Origin of the sequence: Microbispora sp. ZYX-F-249 (assembly GCF_039649665.1) — a bacterium.
Taxonomy (GTDB): Bacteria; Actinomycetota; Actinomycetes; order Streptosporangiales; family Streptosporangiaceae; genus Microbispora; species Microbispora maris.
In genome coordinates this window covers 1-16,142 of sequence record NZ_JBDJAW010000074.1, presented here as the reverse complement: position 1 = coordinate 16,142, position 16,142 = coordinate 1, and the positions used below count along the sequence as shown (strand labels likewise).

At 71.0% G+C, this 16,142-nt stretch carries 14 protein-coding genes and 1 pseudogene; 4 read left to right on the top strand and 11 right to left on the bottom strand.

All coding sequences use genetic code 11. The features are described 5' to 3' along the window. Positions 1-487 precede the first annotated feature (487 nt). The 10 genes from tyrS to argC form a co-directional block, all read right to left on the bottom strand. Positions 488-1,753 (bottom strand): tyrosine--tRNA ligase, encoded by a 1,266-nt coding sequence (gene tyrS / locus AAH991_RS38780; protein ID WP_346230945.1) that lies wholly within the window; start codon positions 1,751-1,753, stop codon positions 488-490. Positions 1,754-1,884: 131 nt separating this feature from the next. Continuing rightward, complete coding sequence (locus tag AAH991_RS38775; protein WP_346230944.1) at positions 1,885-2,568, bottom strand: DNA-3-methyladenine glycosylase; 684 nt, start codon at positions 2,566-2,568, stop codon at positions 1,885-1,887. Further along, entirely contained in the window at positions 2,550-3,962 is a 1,413-nt protein-coding gene (gene argH, locus AAH991_RS38770) for an argininosuccinate lyase (RefSeq protein ID WP_346230947.1), read from the bottom strand. Before argH ends, AAH991_RS38775 begins: the two co-directional genes overlap by 19 nt. Positions 3,963-4,194: 232 nt before the next feature. Beyond that, positions 4,195-4,338, bottom strand: a complete 144-nt coding sequence (locus AAH991_RS38765) for a hypothetical protein (RefSeq protein WP_346230943.1) — start codon at positions 4,336-4,338, stop codon at positions 4,195-4,197. Beyond that, on the bottom strand, positions 4,335-4,919 hold the full coding sequence (locus AAH991_RS38760; protein ID WP_346230942.1) for an arginine repressor: 585 nt from the start codon (positions 4,917-4,919) through the stop codon (positions 4,335-4,337). The genes AAH991_RS38765 and AAH991_RS38760 overlap by 4 nt, the downstream gene beginning before the upstream one ends. Then, the gene (argF, locus tag AAH991_RS38755) at positions 4,916-5,962 is read right to left on the bottom strand and encodes an ornithine carbamoyltransferase (RefSeq protein ID WP_346230941.1); all 1,047 of its coding nucleotides are present in this window, start codon (positions 5,960-5,962) and stop codon (positions 4,916-4,918) included. Before argF ends, AAH991_RS38760 begins: the two co-directional genes overlap by 4 nt. After that, complete coding sequence (locus tag AAH991_RS38750; protein WP_346230940.1) at positions 5,955-7,145, bottom strand: acetylornithine transaminase; 1,191 nt, start codon at positions 7,143-7,145, stop codon at positions 5,955-5,957. Before AAH991_RS38750 ends, argF begins: the two co-directional genes overlap by 8 nt. Beyond that, on the bottom strand, positions 7,142-8,092 hold the full coding sequence (gene argB, locus AAH991_RS38745; RefSeq protein ID WP_346230939.1) for an acetylglutamate kinase: 951 nt from the start codon (positions 8,090-8,092) through the stop codon (positions 7,142-7,144). Before argB ends, AAH991_RS38750 begins: the two co-directional genes overlap by 4 nt. Then, entirely contained in the window at positions 8,089-9,243 is a 1,155-nt protein-coding gene (argJ, locus tag AAH991_RS38740; protein ID WP_346230938.1) for a bifunctional glutamate N-acetyltransferase/amino-acid acetyltransferase ArgJ, read from the bottom strand. Before argJ ends, argB begins: the two co-directional genes overlap by 4 nt. A 127-nt stretch (positions 9,244-9,370) precedes the next feature. Then, positions 9,371-10,393, bottom strand: coding sequence for an N-acetyl-gamma-glutamyl-phosphate reductase (gene argC, locus AAH991_RS38735; RefSeq protein ID WP_346230937.1), 1,023 nt, complete (start codon positions 10,391-10,393; stop codon positions 9,371-9,373). A gap of 191 nt (positions 10,394-10,584) precedes the next feature. Between argC and AAH991_RS38730 the strand changes: the two genes are divergently transcribed. Both AAH991_RS38730 and AAH991_RS38725 read left to right on the top strand, forming a co-directional pair. Beyond that, the gene (locus AAH991_RS38730) at positions 10,585-12,240 is read left to right on the top strand and encodes a class I adenylate-forming enzyme family protein (RefSeq protein ID WP_346230936.1); all 1,656 of its coding nucleotides are present in this window, start codon (positions 10,585-10,587) and stop codon (positions 12,238-12,240) included. Between the two features lie 86 nt (positions 12,241-12,326). Beyond that, a complete protein-coding gene (locus AAH991_RS38725) occupies positions 12,327-12,701 on the top strand; it encodes a nuclear transport factor 2 family protein (RefSeq protein ID WP_346230946.1) in 375 nt (124 codons plus the stop codon). A 168-nt stretch (positions 12,702-12,869) separates the two neighbouring features. Here the strand turns inward: AAH991_RS38725 and AAH991_RS38720 are convergent. Further along, positions 12,870-13,970 (bottom strand): annotated as a pseudogene (locus tag AAH991_RS38720) (serine hydrolase domain-containing protein); the annotation flags it as partial. Between the two features lie 198 nt (positions 13,971-14,168). Between AAH991_RS38720 and AAH991_RS38715 the strand changes: the two are divergent. Together AAH991_RS38715 and AAH991_RS38710 are read left to right on the top strand one after the other, a co-directional pair. Then, complete coding sequence (locus AAH991_RS38715) at positions 14,169-15,467, top strand: MFS transporter (RefSeq protein WP_346230935.1); 1,299 nt, start codon at positions 14,169-14,171, stop codon at positions 15,465-15,467. Positions 15,468-15,673: 206 nt separating this feature from the next. Continuing rightward, a partial coding sequence (locus AAH991_RS38710; RefSeq protein ID WP_346230934.1) for a polysaccharide deacetylase family protein occupies positions 15,674-16,142 on the top strand: 469 nt, incomplete at its 3' end.

Here is a 16,142-nt window from a genome sequence, read left to right as displayed (position 1 = left end):
TGATCACCAGGTCCCGAGATCCAGGGCGATAACTTCCGTTTGGCCGACTCTACGGCGATCGCCGTACCGCAGACCTGGAGGGCCATGCGATCTCGGCCGATGCTCTTGTCAGAGTGACCGCCCCTTTCGGGGCAACCACTCCATCTTAAACCCTCGCCCGCCTCGCGTCAAACCCTTCGGCTTGGCCGCACCACGAACGACCCGGACCTGACGCGAGCGCCTCGTCTGGGTGGTTGTCAGAGTGGCTTGCCCGTCGGGGTCCGGCCGCCTGTCGGCGTCCCGCTCTCCCCGGGGGCGAAGAAAACATTAGGCAACCCGGGTCTGGCCGTCAAATCACGGCGAGATGGCCGAAACCCCAGGCCAGGCGGGAACTTCCGGCGCTGACCGCCATGAACGCCACAGGATTGTTACCCTCGTCACAACAACTCTTGACCGTGAAACAGCCGCCCCGGCCTTAGCCCGGGGCGGCTGTTCGGGTCTCGGACGGTCAGGCGATCTCGACGCCGCCGACCGTCTTCTTGCCTCTGCGCAGTACGAGGAACCGGCCGTGCAGCAGGTCGTCCGCCGAGGGCACGTACTCCTCGTCGGTGATCTTCGTGTTGTTCAGGTACGCGCCGCCCTCCTTGACGGCACGCCGCGCCGCGGACTTCGACTCCACCAGCCCGCTCTCCGCGAGCAGCTCGACGTACGGCGCACCCAGCGCCGGCACGACGGCCTTGGGTACCTCGGCGAGGGCGGACTCAAGCGTCCGGGCGTCGAGGTCGGCCAGGGAACCCTGGCCGAACAGCGCACGCGAGGCGGCGATCACGCGGGCCAGTTCGTCGGCACCGTGCACCATAGTCGTCAGATCCTCGGCCAGGGCCCGCTGCGCCTCCCGAGCCGCCGGCCGCTCGGCCACCGCCTTCTCCAGTTCCTCGATCTCCTCCCGGGTTCGGAAGGTGAAGACCTTGAGGAAACGCACCACGTCCCGGTCGTCGGCGTTCAGCCAGTACTGGTAGAACGCGTACGGCGAGGTCAGGGCGGGATCGAGCCAGACCGCCCCGCCTGCCGTCTTGCCGAATTTCGTGCCGTCGGCCTTGGTGATCAGCTTGCCGGTGAGCGCGTGGACGTGTCCGCCCTCGACCCGCCGGATCAGGTCGACGCCGGCGGTGATGTTGCCCCACTGGTCGCTGCCACCGAGCTGCAGGGTGCATCCATGCCGCCGGTACAGCTCCAGGTAGTCGTTGGCCTGCAGGATCTGGTAGCTGAACTCCGTGTAGCTCAGCCCCTCACCGGCCAGCCGGGCGGAGACGGATTCCCTCGCCAGCATGCGGTTCACGGGGAAATGCTTACCGACGTCCCGGAGGAAGTCGATCGCCGACAGCTGCGCCGTCCAGTCGAGGTTGCTGACCAGCGTCGCCGCCGTCGGCCCCTCCTCGAACGACAGGAACTTCTCGACCTGCACGCGAATCCGCGACAGCCATTCGGCGACGATGTCGCTGGAGTTCAGCGCCCGCTCGGTGCTGCGGCCGCTCGGGTCGCCGATCAAACCGGTGGCGCCCCCGACCAGGCCGATGGGCCGGTGACCCGCCCGCTGGAAGCGGGTCAGGATCAGCAGCGTGGCCAGGTTGCCCATGTGCAGTGACGGTGCGGTCGGGTCGAAGCCCGCATACACGGTGATCGGACCGTCGGCCAGCGCCTTGCGCAGCGCGTCGATGTCGGTGGTCTGCGCGATCACGTCGCGCCACTCGAGCTCGTCGAGGATGTCAGCCATCTCCGACGTCGGCACGAGATTGCCTGAAGTTGCGGTCACGGTCATGGCTTTCGCTGATTGATGGTGGATGTACGGGCTTCCGTACAAGCCTGCCTGATCACGAAACCTTATCGCCACTTCATTCCGGCGCGTCAGCTCGTGGTGCGGCCCCGGCGCCGGGGAACGTGGGCGCGGTACGGCGAGACGGTGGGGTCCCCGTCGATCCAGAATCTCCACGGCGTCTCGGCGCCCGCCGAGACGCCGGTGCGGGGGCCGGTCCTGACCTGGCCGGACGGCACGGGCCGGCCCTCGTGCACCCGGATCGGTCCGCCGGCGCAGCAGTCCGTTCCGTTGTGCTCCCGCACCAGGCCGAGGGCCACCGTGAGCCGGGCCGGTCCACGTGCGAGGTCCCGGTCCGGGACCCGGCGCACCAGCCCTTCCAGGTCCGGACCGTCGGCGTGCGGCATACGGCGGACGCGGGCGCTGTGCACGCCCGCGATCACCTCGCCGGCGCGTAGCAGGACGGCCGAGCCGGTGCCCGCGGGCATGCACACGAGGTTGGCGCAGTAGTGCATGCCGTACGTGAAGTAGACGTAGAGGTGCCCCGGCGGTCCGAACATGACCGAGTTGCGCGGCGTGCGTCCCCGGTAGGTGTGGGAGGCCGGGTCCTGCCCCGGCCCGCCGTACGCCTCGACCTCGCTCAGCCGGACCGCCACCGACCCGTGGACGACCACGCGGCCGAGCAGGTCGGGCGCGACCACGTCCGAAGGACGGTCGAAGAAGTCGCGGCCGAGCGGCGCCCCCGCGACCTCCTCGATCAGCTCTCGTTCGCCCATGCCGCCTGACCGTCGACGACCTCCCGGAGGTTCGCGATCTGGTCGCGGACCCGGTCGGGCGCGGTGCCGCCGAAGGCGCTGCGGGCGGCCAGCGCGCCGTGCACGTTCAGCACGTCGCGCACGCTCGCCCCTGTGGCGTCCACGGCGAAGTGCGGCGAGACCTTGGCCAGCTCGTCGTCGGTGAGCTCGCCGAGGTCCTTGTCGTTCACCTGGCACCACACCACGAGGTGGCCGACGGCCTCGTGCGCGTCGCGGAACGGGACCCCGCGGCGGACCAGCAGTTCGGCGAGGTCGGTCGCCAGGGCGAAGCCGTCGGGCGCGCTGGACTCCAGCTTGGCCTTGTTCACCCGCATCGTGGAGACCATGCCCGACACCGCCGGGAGCACCAGGAGCAGGGTGTCGACCGCGTCGAACACCGGCTCCTTGTCCTCCTGCAGGTCCCGGTTGTAGGTGAGCGGCAGGCCCTTGAGGGTCGTCAGCAGCGACATCAGCGAACCGATCAGCCTGCCGCTCTTGCCCCGGGCCAGCTCGGCGACGTCGGGGTTCTTCTTCTGCGGCATGATCGACGAGCCGGTCGAGTAGGCGTCGTCCACCTCGATCCACCGGAACTCCTGCGAGGCCCACAGCACGATCTCCTCGCCGAGCCTGGAGATGTGCACGCCGATCAGCGCGGCGCAGAACAGGAACTCCGCCGCGAAGTCGCGGTCGGCGACCGCGTCCATCGAGTTCGGCGCCGGAGCGTCGAATCCGAGTTCGGCGGCGACGGCGGCGGGGTCGAGCGGCAGCGAGGAACCGGCCAGCGCGCCCGAGCCGAGCGGCGAGATCGCCGCGCGCCTGTCCCAGTCGCGGAGGCGGTCCACGTCCCTGGTGAGCGCGTGGACGTGGGCCAGAAGCTGGTGGCCGAACGACACCGGCTGAGCGTGCTGCAGATGCGTCATGCCGGGGGCGGCGACGTCGGCGTTCTCCTCGGCCTGGCTGATCAGCGCCGTCTGCAGCTCGGCGAGCCGGGAGACGATCGTGCGGACGTGGTCGCGCAGGTAGAGGCGCAGGTCGGTGGCGATCTGGTCGTTGCGGCTGCGGCCGGCGCGGAGCTTGCCGCCCAGCGAGCCGAGCCGTTCGAGCAGGCCGCGCTCCAGTGCCGTGTGCACGTCCTCGTCGGCCACGGTGGGGCGGAACTCTCCCTTGCGGCAGGCCCGGTCGAGGTCGTCGAGCGCGCCCAGCATGCGGTCGAGCTCCTCCTGCGTCAGCAGCCCGGCGCGGTGCAGCACCCGCGCGTGCGCGCGCGAGGCAAGCAGATCGTACGGCGCGAGCCGCCAGTCGAACTGCACGCTCACCGACAGGCGCGTGAGGGCGTCCGCGGGTCCCCCCTCGAACCTGCCACCCCAGAGCCTCATCGGCTTGTTGTCCGCCACCGTCTTCTCCCTCCGATATTCGAGTCCCTGCCGAAAAGATGACCGCGCACCGTTCCCGCCCGGGCCGTCGTACGTAGATCCTTGCGCCTGGTCCGGCTTCTCGGATGAACCCTCGGCGCGATTCTTCACGCGGATCCTTTGCGGGACTAATCCGCGACCTTAGCCGACGTACGCCCCGGTCCCTGCACCGGAACCGGGGCGTATGCCGAGTCGATCAAACCTGGCGGGAGTCCCGCGCGGCCGTGATCTCGTTCTCGTCGATCGAGTGCCTCGACCTCTCGGCGAGGTCGATCGGCAGGCCCTTCCTTTCGGCGACGGCGACCGCGCCGGAGGATGCCGGCACTGCCCATTCCGTCACTGGTCCCGCTCTTCGCTGTCGTGGGGGCGGACCTCCGCGGCGAGCTTGTGCCTGCTCACGTCGGGCGTGCGGCGGGTGGCGAGGTTGAGCAGAGACTCCGCCAGCCCCTGCCCTCCGGTGGGGTCACGGCTGATCACGAGGATCGTGTCGTCACCGGCCACCGTGCCGAGGATGGATTCCCAGCCCGCGTGGTCGATGGCCGAGGCGAGGAACTGCGCCGCTCCCGGCGGCGTACGCAGGATCACGAGGTTGGCCGACGCCTCGGCCGACACCAGAAGCTCCTCCGCGATCCTCCGCAGCCGCGCGTCGGGGTTCTCCGGCAACCCGTTCGTGGCGCCGGTGCGGTAGAGGGGGATCCGGCCCCCGCCCTCACCTGGCAGCGCGTAGACCAGCGTGCCGTCGTCGGCCCTCAGCTTCAGCGCACCCAGCTCGTCGAGATCCCGGGAGAGCGTGGCCTGGGTGACCTCCACTCCCTGCTCCGCCAGAAGCTTGGCCAGCTCGGGCTGCGAGCGCACCTTGTGCCTGGTCAGCAGCTCCACTATGCGAGCGTGCCGGGCCGCCTTGGTGAGCGGGATGGTCACGACCCCTCCGCGCCCCGCGTCGCCAGCCAGTGCAGCAGTGCCTTCTGGGCATGCAGCCGGTTCTCCGCCTGGTCCCACACGACGCTCTGCGGCCCGTCGATGACGTCCGCGGCGATCTCCATCCCCCGATATGCCGGAAGGCAGTGGAGGACGATCGCGTCCGGGTCCGCGAGGCCGAGCAGGGCGGCGGACACCTGGTAGGAGGCGAAGGCCGCGACCCGCTCGTCCTTGCCGTCCTGCCCCATGGACACCCAGGTGTCGGTGGCGACGACATGCGCCCCGGCCACCGCGGCCCCCGGGTCGCTCACCGCCGTGACCGAGCCGCCCGTCGCCGCCGCGATCTCGGCCGCCCGCTCCATGACCAGGGCGTCGGGCAGGTAGCCCGCCGGCGCCCCGACCCGGACGTGCATGCCGGCCGTGGCCCCGCCCAGCAGGTAGGAGTGGGCCATGTTGTTGGCGCCGTCGCCGAGGTAGGCGAGAGTGAGACCCCTCGGCGAACCCTTGTGCTCCCGGATCGTCTGCAGGTCGGCGAGGATCTGGCAGGGGTGGAACTCGTCGGTCAGCGCGTTCACCACCGGCACAGTCGAATGGGCCGCCATCGCCTCGATGCGCTCCTGGCCCGCCGTCCGCCACACGATCGCCGCGACCTGCCGGGACAGCACCCGCGCGGTGTCCTCGACCGGCTCGCCGCGTCCCATCTGCGACGTGCCGAGGTCCATGACCAGCGGCTGGCCGCCCAGCTCGGCGACGCCGACGGTGAAGGAGACCCGGGTGCGGGTGGAGGGCTTGTCGAACAGCACGGCGACCGTGCGGGGGCCCGCGAAGGGCCGGTAGCCGAACCTGTCCTTCTTCATCGCCTCGGCCAGGTCGAGCACCTGTGCCTGCTCCTCCGGCGACAGGTCGTCGTCCCGCAGGAAGTGCCTGACTCGCGCCGGGTCCGCGCCGTGCCCAATACGCGCCGGGTCCGCGCCCTGCCCCACCCGCGCGGGGTAGCCGCCCTGGCTCGGGCCGTCGTCGGGGGTCAGGAGGTCGTCATCAGGCATTTGCGGTCTCCAGGATGCCGGGCAGCGCGTCGAGGAAGGTCCGAACGTCGGACTCGGTGATCACAAGCGGCGGCGCGAGCCGTACCGCGTCGGGCTGAAGGGCGTTGACAAGGAAACCTGCCTCCTGCGCCGCCGCCTGCACCTGCGCGGACTTCGGCGCGGTGAGCACGGCGGCCAGCCACAGCCCTCGTCCCCTGACTCCCTTGAGCAGCGGGTGCCGCACGGCGGAGATGCCCTCGGACAGCAGCGCTCCAACCTTGGCGACGTTGCCGAGCAGTCCGTCGCGCTCGATCGTGTCCAGCACCGCGAGCGCCGCCGCGGACGAGATCGGGTTGCCGCCGAAGGTCGAGCCGTGGTCGCCCTTGGCGAAGACCTCGCCGGCCGGGCCGAAGCCCACGCACGCCCCGATCGGCAGGCCTCCGCCGAGGCCCTTGGCCAGCGTCAGCACGTCGGGGACGACCCCTTCCGCCTGGTGTGCGAACCAGTGCCCCGTACGGCCGATGGCCGACTGGATCTCGTCGGCGACGAGCAGCGCCCCCGCCGAGGAGCAGATCTCCCTGGCGGCCCGGAAGTACCCCTCGGGCGGCGGGACGACCCCGGCCTCGCCCTGGGTGGGCTCCAGGAAGACCGCGGCGCAGTCCTCGGTCACGGCGTTCTTCAGCGCGTCCGCGTCGCCGTACGGGACGAACCGCACGTCGAGCGGGAACGGCCCGAACTGGTCGCGGATCGACGGCTTGCCGGTGAGCGACAGCGCGCCGAGCGTGCGGCCGTGGAAGCCGTTCTCCGCCGCGACCATGTAGCCGCGGCCGCGCGTCCTGCCGTACTTGATGGCGATCTTGACCGCCGCCTCGTTGGCCTCGGTGCCGGAGTTGGCGAGGAAGACCCGAGCGGGCTCCCCGAGCAGGGCGAGCAGCTTCTCGGCGAGCAGCACCTCGGGTTCGTGCAGGAACAGGTTCGAGGTGTGCGCGAGGGTGGCCGCCTGCCGGGACACCGCCCCGACCAGGGCCGGGTGGTTGTGCCCGAGCGAGGTGACCGCGATGCCGCCGATGAGGTCGAGGTAGCGGCGTCCGTCCACGTCCCAGACAGTGCAGCCCTCACCGCGGGCGATGGCGACGGGCGGCACACCGTAGTTGCGCATGAACGCCGCCTCGAAGCGTGCGCGCAGTTCGTCGTTGGTGGTCATCTGGCAACCTCCCCGTTGACGGCACCGTCCGCCGTCGCCCCGATCCCGTCCGGCGCCGCCGCGGCGGCGTCGGGCTCGACCATCGTCCCGATGCCCTCGTCGGTGAAGACCTCCAGCAGCAGCGCGTGCGGCACCCGCCCGTCGAGCACGTGGGCCTGCGGGACACCGCCGCGCACGGCGGTCAGACATGCCTCCATCTTCGGCACCATGCCACTGGACAGCGAGGGCAGCAACGCGGCGAGTTCGGACGCCCCTATGCGGCTGACGACCTCCTCGCTGCGAGGCCAGTCGGCGTACAGCCCTTCGACGTCGGTGAGGACGATGAGCTTCGACGCCTGGAGCGCCACGGCGAGAGCGGCCGCGGCGGTGTCGGCGTTGACGTTGTAGATCCCGCCGTCCTCGCCGCGGGCCACGGAGGACACCACCGGGATGCGGCCGTCGTCGAGCAGCGCCCGCACGGCTCCGGCCTCGACCCGGACGATCTCTCCGACCTGGCCGATGTCGACCTTGACGTCGTCCACGACGACGTGCTTGCGCTCGGCGGTGAACAGGTGGGCGTCCTCGCCGGACATGCCGACCGCGAACGGGCCGTGCCCGTTGATCAGGCCGACCACGTCGCGGTTGACCTGGCCGACCAGGACCATCCTGACCACCTGCATCGCCTCGGGCGTGGTCACCCGCAACCCGGACACGAAGTGGCTGTCGATCCCGAGCAGGTCGAGGTGCGACTGGATCTGCGGGCCGCCGCCGTGCACGATCACCGGCCGGAGGCCGGCGTAACGCAGGAACACCACGTCGGCCGCGAACTTGGCCCGCAGGTGCTCCTCGGTCATCGCGTTCCCGCCGTACTTGATGACGACGGTCGCGCCGTGGAAGCGCGCCAGCCAGGGCAGCGCCTCGATCAGGGTGTGCGCCTTGTCCAGGGCGCCGTTCCGCCTGACGCTCATGACGAGTACGCCGAGTTCTCGTGGACGTACGCCGCCGTGAGGTCGGTGGTGTGCACGGTCGCGGTGTGCGGGCCCGCGGACAGGTCGACGGTGATGGTCACGTCGCGGGGCCGCAGGTCGACCTTGGCACGGTCGTCCCCCGCCGCGCCGCCGCGGCAGATCCAGATGCCGTTGACCGCCACGTTGACCCGCTCGGCCTCGAACACGGCGTCGGTGGTGCCGACCGCGCTGACCACGCGGCCCCAGTTGGGGTCCTCGCCGTGGATGGCGCACTTGAGCAGGTTCGAGCGGGCCACCGCACGGCCCACCGCCACCGCGTCCTCCTCCGACGCCGCGCCGACGACCTCGATGGCGATCGCCTTCGTGGCGCCCTCGGCGTCGACGAGAAGCTGCCGGGCCAGGTCGGCGCAGACGGCGGTGACGACCTTCTCGAACTCGGCGAGGTCGGGGCGCACGCCCGACGCGCCGCTGGCGAGCAGCAGCACCGTGTCGTTGGTCGACATGCATCCGTCGGTGTCGAGACGGTCGAACGTCACGGAGGTGGCCCTGCGCAGCACCGTGTCGAGCTCCTCGGCGGTGAGGTCGGCGTCGGTGGTGAGCACGCACAGCATCGTGGCGAGCGCCGGCGCGAGCATCCCCGCGCCCTTGGCCATGCCGCCGACCATGTAGCCGTTCTCCCCGCGGCGGAAGGAGATCTTGCTGACGGTGTCGGTGGTCCGGATCGCGTCGGCCGCCGCCAGGCCGCCGTCGCGGCTGAGCTGGGCGGCCGCGGTCCCCACGCCGCCGAGCAGCGCGTCGATCGGCAGCCGCTCGCCGATCAGTCCGGTGGAGCAGACCGCGACCTCGGCCGCGGAGTCGTCCAGGACCTCGGCGACCTTCTCGGCGGTGGCGTGGGTGTCCTGGAAACCCAGCGGCCCGGTGCAGGCGTTGGCGCCGCCGGAGTTCAGGACGACGGCCCTGACCCGGCCTCCGCCGAGGACCTGGGCCGACCACAGGACCGGTGCGGCCTTGAAGCGGTTGCGGGTGAAGACGCCGGCCGCGGCGCGCGAGGGGCCGTCGTTGACGACCAGGGCGAGGTCACGGGCGCCGCCGCTCTTGATCCCGGCGGCGACTCCGGCGGCGCGGAAACCCAGCGGTGCGGTGACGCTCATGCCGCCCCCTCGTGTGCGAGCTCGGAATCACGTCGTGCGGAAAGCGCGCAGGTCAGTGCCGCGCGAATCGCGCTCTGCCTATCGGTTCGCTCGCTCATGCGCGCTCCTCCGAGGGGGACGATCTTGCTCACGGGGCGACTCCATTGGTGGGAAGTCCGACTTCTTCCGGCAGGCCGAGAGCGAGGTTGGCGCTCTGGATCGCGCCGCCCGCGGTGCCCTTGGTGAGGTTGTCGATGGCGACGACGGCGACGATCCGCCCGGCTCGCTCGTCGAGGGTGACCTGCAGGACCGCCGTGTTGGCCCCGACCGTCATCGCGGTCGCGGGCCAGATCCCCTCGGGCAGCAGGTGGAGGAACGGCTCGTCCTTCACCGCGGTCTCGTACGCCTCGCGGAGCGTGGCGGCGGTGACGCCGGAGGCGGCGGGGGCCGTGCAGGTGGCGAGAATGCCTCGGCTCATCGGTGCGAGGGTCGGCGTGAACGACACCCGGACCGGCCGTCCGGCGACCGCCGACAGGTTCTGCTCCATCTCTGGAGTGTGCCGATGCACCCCGCCCACGCCGTACGCGCTGACGGAGCCCATGACCTCGCTGCCGAGCAGATGGGCCTTGGGCGCCCGGCCGGCCCCGGAGGTGCCGCTCGCGGCGACGACCACGACGTCGGGCTCGGCCAGCCCGGCCGCGAAGGCGGGGAACAACGCCAGCGTCGCGGCCGTCGGATAACAGCCCGGGACGGCGATGCGCCGGGCGCCGCGCAGGATCTCACGCTGGCCGGGCAGCTCGGGCAGGCCATAGGGCCACGTGCCGGCGTGGGCGCCGCCGTAGAATGCTGTCCACTCCTGCGCACTGGTCAGCCGGAAGTCGGCGCCGCAGTCGACGACGAGCGTGCCGTCGCCGAGTTCGGCGGCGACCGCGGCCGACTGGCCGTGCGGGAGGGCGAGGAAGACGACGTCGTGGCCGGCGAGCACGTCGGGGGTGGTCTGCTCGATCACCCGGTCGGCCAGCGACGGCAGGTGGGGTTGGTGGGCGCCGAGCCTCGTGCCCGCGCTGGACGCCGCGGTCAGCGCGCCGATCTCGATGTCGGGATGGCCGAGCAGCAGGCGGAGGAGTTCTCCTCCCGCATAGCCGCTGGCTCCGGCGATCGCCGCCCTCATCCGCGCCCCCGATTCTCCACGATCACTGCATGGTCATGCAGCAGACCTCATGTTCTTGCTGGTGTAGAGAGTATGCAACGCAAAGCATGAGCATGCAAGCAGCGTTCCGAGTAGTGGACATCTAGCCGACGTACCTACCGGTCGGTATCGTGAAACCTCCGGTTGACGAACGAATCCGGGAGTGCGCCAGCATGACGATCACGAACGAACAGGTCCAGGCCCAGCTCACGGCGCCCGGGCAGCTCTTCGAGATGGACGAGGTCGAGGTCGGCGGTCACAAGATCCGGGCATGGAAGCATGCTCCGGCCACGTTCCGGTCCCTCCTGGAGATCACCCGGTTCCACGGGGACAAGGTGTTCGTGGTCTACGAGGACGAGCGCATCACCTACGAGGAGCACTTCCGGCTGGCCGCGACGCTCGCCAACCGTCTCGTGGACGACTTCGGCGTGCGCAGGGGCGACCGCGTCGCCGTCGCCATGCGCAACTATCCGGAATGGATCATCTCCTTCTCCGCCGTGCTCGCCGCCGGCGCGGTGGCCGTGCCGCTCAACGCCTGGTGGACCGAGCAGGAACTGGCGTACGGCCTGGACGACTCGGGCGCCAAGGTCGTGATCGCCGACGGCGAGCGCGCCGCCCGGATGGCCGGCAGCGGCCTGCCGATGATCGTCACGCGCGGCGAGGGCGCCAACTGGGCGGAGGTCCTCGGCGAGGTCCGGGCCGACGTGACGCTGCCGCAGGTCGAGATCGGCCCCGACGACCCCGCCACGATCTTCTACACCTCCGGCACCACGGGCAGGTCCAAGGGCGCCCTCGGCAGCCACCGCAACCTCGGCCAGGCGCCGATGACCGTGGCGTACGCGATGATGCGCACCGTGGCCATGGCCGGCAGGGACGTGGCCACGGCGGCCGAGAAGCGCAGGATCACCCTGCTCACCGTGCCCCTCTTCCACGTCACCGGGTGCTTCGCCGTACTGATGACCACGATGTTCAGCGGCGGCGGGCTCGTGCTGATGTACAAGTGGGACCCCAAGCGGGCCCTGGAGCTCATCGAGCGCGAGCAGGTCACGGTGATGAGCGGCGTGCCGACCAACGCCTGGCAGCTGCTGTCCCACCCCGACCTGGACAAGCACGACGTCTCCTCGCTCGGCTCCATCTCGTACGGTGGCGCCCCGGCCCCGCCGAAGCTGCTGGAGCGGCTCACCGAGACGCTCCCCAACCGCACGCCCGCCAACGGGTACGGCATGACCGAGACAACGGCGCTCGCGATCTACAACAGCGGCGCCGACTATCTGGCCAAGCCCGACAGCATCGGGCTGCCGCTCGCCGTCGTGGACGTGAAGGTCTGCGACCCGCTCGGCGCCGAACTTCCGCCCGGCGAGGTCGGCGAGCTGTGCATGCGCGGGCCGATCGTCATCATGGGCTACTGGAACCGCCCGGACGCCACGGCCGAGACGTTCGTGGACGGCTGGCTGCACACCGGAGACCTGGCCCGCATCGACGAGGACGGCTTCGTCTACATCGTCGACCGCGCCAAGGACATGGTCATCAGGGGTGGCGAGAACGTCTACTGCGCCGAGGTCGAGGCCGCCCTGTTCGAGCATCCCGCGGTGGACGACGCGGCGGTGATCGGCATCCCCGACGACGAGCTGGGCGAGCAGGTCGGCGCGGTCGTACGGCTCAAGCAGGGCGCCGCCGCCACCGGCGAGGAGCTCCAGGAGTTCCTGCGCGGCCGCATCGCGGCGTTCAAGGTGCCGGTGCGGTTCTGGTTCAGGGAGACCGAACTGCCGCGCAATCCCGGCGGCAAGGTGCTCAAGACCCACCTGCGCAAGGAGACCCTGGGCCTTTAGCGTTACCTGCCGCGTAATCGCCACTCCCCCGGGGCCCGTGACACGGTTCACGTGTCGTCACGGAAGACATCCCCGAAGGAGTGGAAATGACCGACTACACCGCCCTGGCCGAGCGTTACATCGCCGCCTGGAACGAGCGCGACCCCGAGGCCAGGGCGAAGGCGGTGGCGGAGCTGTGGGCCGAGGACGGCGGCTACACCGACCCACTGGCCGCCGTCACCGGACACGACGGTATCGCCGCGGTGATCGCCGGGGCGCAGGAGATGTTCCCGGGGTTCGTGTTCACCCTGGGCGGGCCCGTGGACGGCCACCACGACATCGCGCGCTTCACCTGGCATCTCGGCCCGGAAAGCCCCGCAAGCGCGGCAGAGCCGGTCGTGATCGGCTTCGACGTGGTGAGGCTCGACGAGGACGGCCGCATCCGCGGCGTGTACGGCTTCCTCGACAAGGTCCCCGCCTGATCGACCACGGTGGAGCGCGGTACCCCCTCGCGGCCGCCGGCTGCGGGGGGACGGGGCCGCCGGGCAGAACTCCGCCACGTTCGCCGCCGTGGTGATCTCCCCCTGGTTCACCTTGTCGCCGTTCAGGTCGAAGGACAGCGTGTGGCGGCCGTCGCGGGTGCCGGCCATCCAGGTGAGCGATCCGAAGATCGTGCCGCCGTGCCCGTACACGGTGACGCCACAGGGGAGGGTGACCATCATGACGCCCAGCCCGTACCGGTACGGACCCTGCCCATGGAAGACGTCGGACTTCGGCGTCGGAGTGAGCATCTCCCGCAGCAGTGCGGCCGGCAGCAGGCGACCGGAGAGCAGCGCGGAGTCGAAGCGGTTCAGGTCGCCGACCGTGGAGACCATCTCACCGGCGGCCCCGGCCCAGGACGGGTTGAAGCGCGAGAGGCCGTCCTTGCTGTACCTATGGATGAAGGGAGTGCGGACGTCCGGCGAGGTGCCGGGAAAGTAGGTGGCCCGCAGGCCCAGCGGGTGCAGGACGCGCGCTGCGACCTCCCTGGAGTACGTGTGCCCGGTCACCCGCTCGATCAGCATTCCGAGCAGGACGTAGTTGGTGTTCGAATACTGCCAGGACGTGCCGGGTGGGAACACCGGAGGGTGGCCGAGCGCGTAGCCCACCAGCCGGCGCGGCGTGAATGTCGTGAGCGGATCGCGTTCGAGCGCGTCCGGCACATGGTGGTCCTTGGTGTAGTTGAACAGCCCGCTGGTGTGGTTGAGCAGCATCCGGACGGTGATGGCCCGCCCGTCGTTGCCGTTGCCCGTGACCAGCCCCGGCAGCCACCGTTCGAGCGTGTCGTCCAGGCGCAGGCGGTCCTCGGCGACCAGTTGCAGGACGACCGTGGCGACGAACGTCTTGGTCGTGCTGCCGATCCGGAAGCGCATGTCCGCGCGGGGTGCTTGCCGGGTCACGGTGTCGGCCACGCCGCGCGTGACCGTGGTCGTCCGGCCCGCACTGGAGACCTGGGCCAGCGCGCCGGGAGACCCCTCGCTCACCGCCCGGTCGAGCACGGCGCCCAGCGCCTCCTCCGCGTCACGCGGCCACCGCACGGCGTCGGCCCGCCGTACGGCGTCGGCCGTCCCCGGCGCGGCGGCAGGCACAGGCACGGCAGGCACGGGCACGGCAGGCACGGGCACGGCAGGCACGGGCACGGCAGGCACAGGCACGGCAGGCACAGCTGCCGCGGCCAGGACGAGAGCCGGCACGGTCAGGACGCGAAGCATGATCGTCGGGCACCGGGTGACGCCCATGCCGACTCCCTCCGCCGGGGCCGGGCGTCCGTCCGGGCGCGCGGCCGAGCCGCAGGGTCAGCATTCCCGCCACGCTCGCACTGTCACCCGGCGGGGGGGACGGAGCGTCCGACGCGGGAAGTCCGGAAAACGAGTTGCCTCTCCCCGGCCGAACGGATGAGATGGCTCGTCGTGCCGGACGCTCCTGCCCGTTCCCTGACGTCCCTCGCCCGGCGGCTGAGACTGGATCTCAGCCCGTTGCGGGAGTTCCGCGACTTCCGCCTGCTACTCGGCTCCGGGTTGATCACCACGCTCGGCACGGTCGTCACCACCGTGGCCGTGCCGTACCAGATGAAGCAGCTCACCGAGTCCTACGTGGCGGTGGGCCTGGTGGGCATGGCCGAGTTCGTCCCGATGGTGGTCTGCGGCCTGTGGGGCGGCGCGATCGCGGACGCGCACGACCGGCGCAGGATCGTGATACTCAGCGAGCTCGGGCTGTGCCTGTGCTCGGTCCTCCTGCTCGTCAACGCGCTGCTGCCCCGGCCGCAGGTCTGGGTGCTGTACGTCGCCGGGGCGCTGGCCGCCGGGCTCGGGAGCATACGGTCTCCCAGCGAGCAGGCGATGATCAACCGGGTGCTGCCGCTGGACCGGATGCCCGCGGCGTTCGCGCTGCAGGGCCTGGTCCGCAACGCCGCCATGATCGCGGGACCGGCGGCGGGCGGTCTCCTCGTGGCCTCGCTCGGACCGGCCGCCTCCTACGGCGTCGACGTCGCCTCGTTCCTGCTGTCCCTCGCGCTGCTGGTCCGGGTCGGCCCGGTCCCCCGCGCCGAGGAGCCCACCCCCGCGTCGCTGCGTTCCCTGCTGGAAGGCGTGCGGTACGCACTGCGGCGGCCCGACCTGATGGGCACCTATCTCGTGGACATCGCCGCGATGGCCTTCGCCAGTTCCACCGCGCTGTTCCCGTTCCTGGCCGAGGACCTCGGCGCGTCCAAGGCCGTCGGCGTCCTGTATGCGGCCGGCGGCGTCGGCGCGGTGATCGCCTCCCTCACCTCGGGCTGGACGGCACACGTCCATCGGCACGGGCTCGCCGTCGTCGTCTCGGCCGCCCTGTGGGGCGTCGCGGTGGCCCTCGCGGCCCTGATGCCGGACATCTGGCTGATGTTCCTGTTCCTCGCCGTCGCCGGGGGCGCCGACATGGTGAGCGGCCTGTTCCGCGGCACCATCTGGAACCAGACGATTCCGGATTCCTACCGTGGACGGCTCGCGGGCATCGAACTGCTGTCCTACTCAGCCGGCCCGATGCTGGGCGACGCGCGGGCCGGGTTCATGGCCCAGCTGGGCGGCACCCGCTTCTCCCTCGGGGCGGGCGGCCTGCTGTGCGTGGCCGCGGTCGGGCTGATGGCGGTCGCGTTGCCCCGGTTCCGCCGGTACGACGCGAGGACCGACGAGCACGCGCTCGCGCTCCGCCCGCCGGAGTCCGCGACGACGTGAAAGCTTCATCGGTGTTCCGGCAGCGCGACCCCGCGCTTGACCGATTATCGCTGAAACGTTTCTAACAAATCTTTGACATGTTTCAACGGCGCTTCCCAGAATGATGCCCCCGGCGAACCCCGGGCCGGGTGGCGCCTCCCCTCGCATGGCGACGTGCCACCAGACCAGTTCCCGGCGCCCGATCAGAGCCCCCGAAAGGAGCAGACATGGCCGATAGCGCCGTGCCCACCGCAAAAAGTGCAGGCTTACGCAAGATGCTCGCCACGGCGCTCGCGGGCGTCGTCACAGCGGCGCTCGCGACCGTGGCCGTGTCCGCCACGGCCGCGCAGGCGGCCGACTGTAGCGGCGGGTACGTCGGGCTGACCTACGACGACGGCCCGAACCCCAGCAACACCACGAACCTGCTGAACACGTTGAAGGCCAACGGCCTGCGGGCCACGTTCTTCAACATCGGCCAGAACGCCGCCGCCAACCCGTCCCTGGTCCGCGCCCAGGTCGACGCGGGCATGTGGGTCGGCAACCACAGCTACACCCACCCCCACCTGCCCCAGATGAGCAGCTCGCAGATCCAGTCCGAGCTGCAGCGGACCCAGCAGGCCATCCAGCAGGCCACCGGCTCGGCGCCCAAGCTGTTCCGCCCGCCGTACGGCGAGACCAACGCGACCCTCCAGTCGG

Coding starts and splice junctions, on each gene's coding strand:
- tyrS (WP_346230945.1), bottom strand. CDS start 1,753: ATGGCTGACATCCTCGACGAGCTCGAGTGGCGCGACGTGATCGCGCAG.
- AAH991_RS38775 (WP_346230944.1), bottom strand. CDS start 2,568: ATGGGCGAACGAGAGCTGATCGAGGAGGTCGCGGGGGCGCCGCTCGGC.
- argH (WP_346230947.1), bottom strand. CDS start 3,962: ATGAGGCTCTGGGGTGGCAGGTTCGAGGGGGGACCCGCGGACGCCCTC.
- argF (WP_346230941.1), bottom strand. CDS start 5,962: ATGCCTGATGACGACCTCCTGACCCCCGACGACGGCCCGAGCCAGGGC.
- AAH991_RS38750 (WP_346230940.1), bottom strand. CDS start 7,145: ATGACCACCAACGACGAACTGCGCGCACGCTTCGAGGCGGCGTTCATG.
- argB (WP_346230939.1), bottom strand. CDS start 8,092: ATGAGCGTCAGGCGGAACGGCGCCCTGGACAAGGCGCACACCCTGATC.
- argJ (WP_346230938.1), bottom strand. CDS start 9,243: ATGAGCGTCACCGCACCGCTGGGTTTCCGCGCCGCCGGAGTCGCCGCC.
- argC (WP_346230937.1), bottom strand. CDS start 10,393: ATGAGGGCGGCGATCGCCGGAGCCAGCGGCTATGCGGGAGGAGAACTC.
- AAH991_RS38730 (WP_346230936.1), top strand. CDS start 10,585: ATGACGATCACGAACGAACAGGTCCAGGCCCAGCTCACGGCGCCCGGG.
- AAH991_RS38725 (WP_346230946.1), top strand. CDS start 12,327: ATGACCGACTACACCGCCCTGGCCGAGCGTTACATCGCCGCCTGGAAC.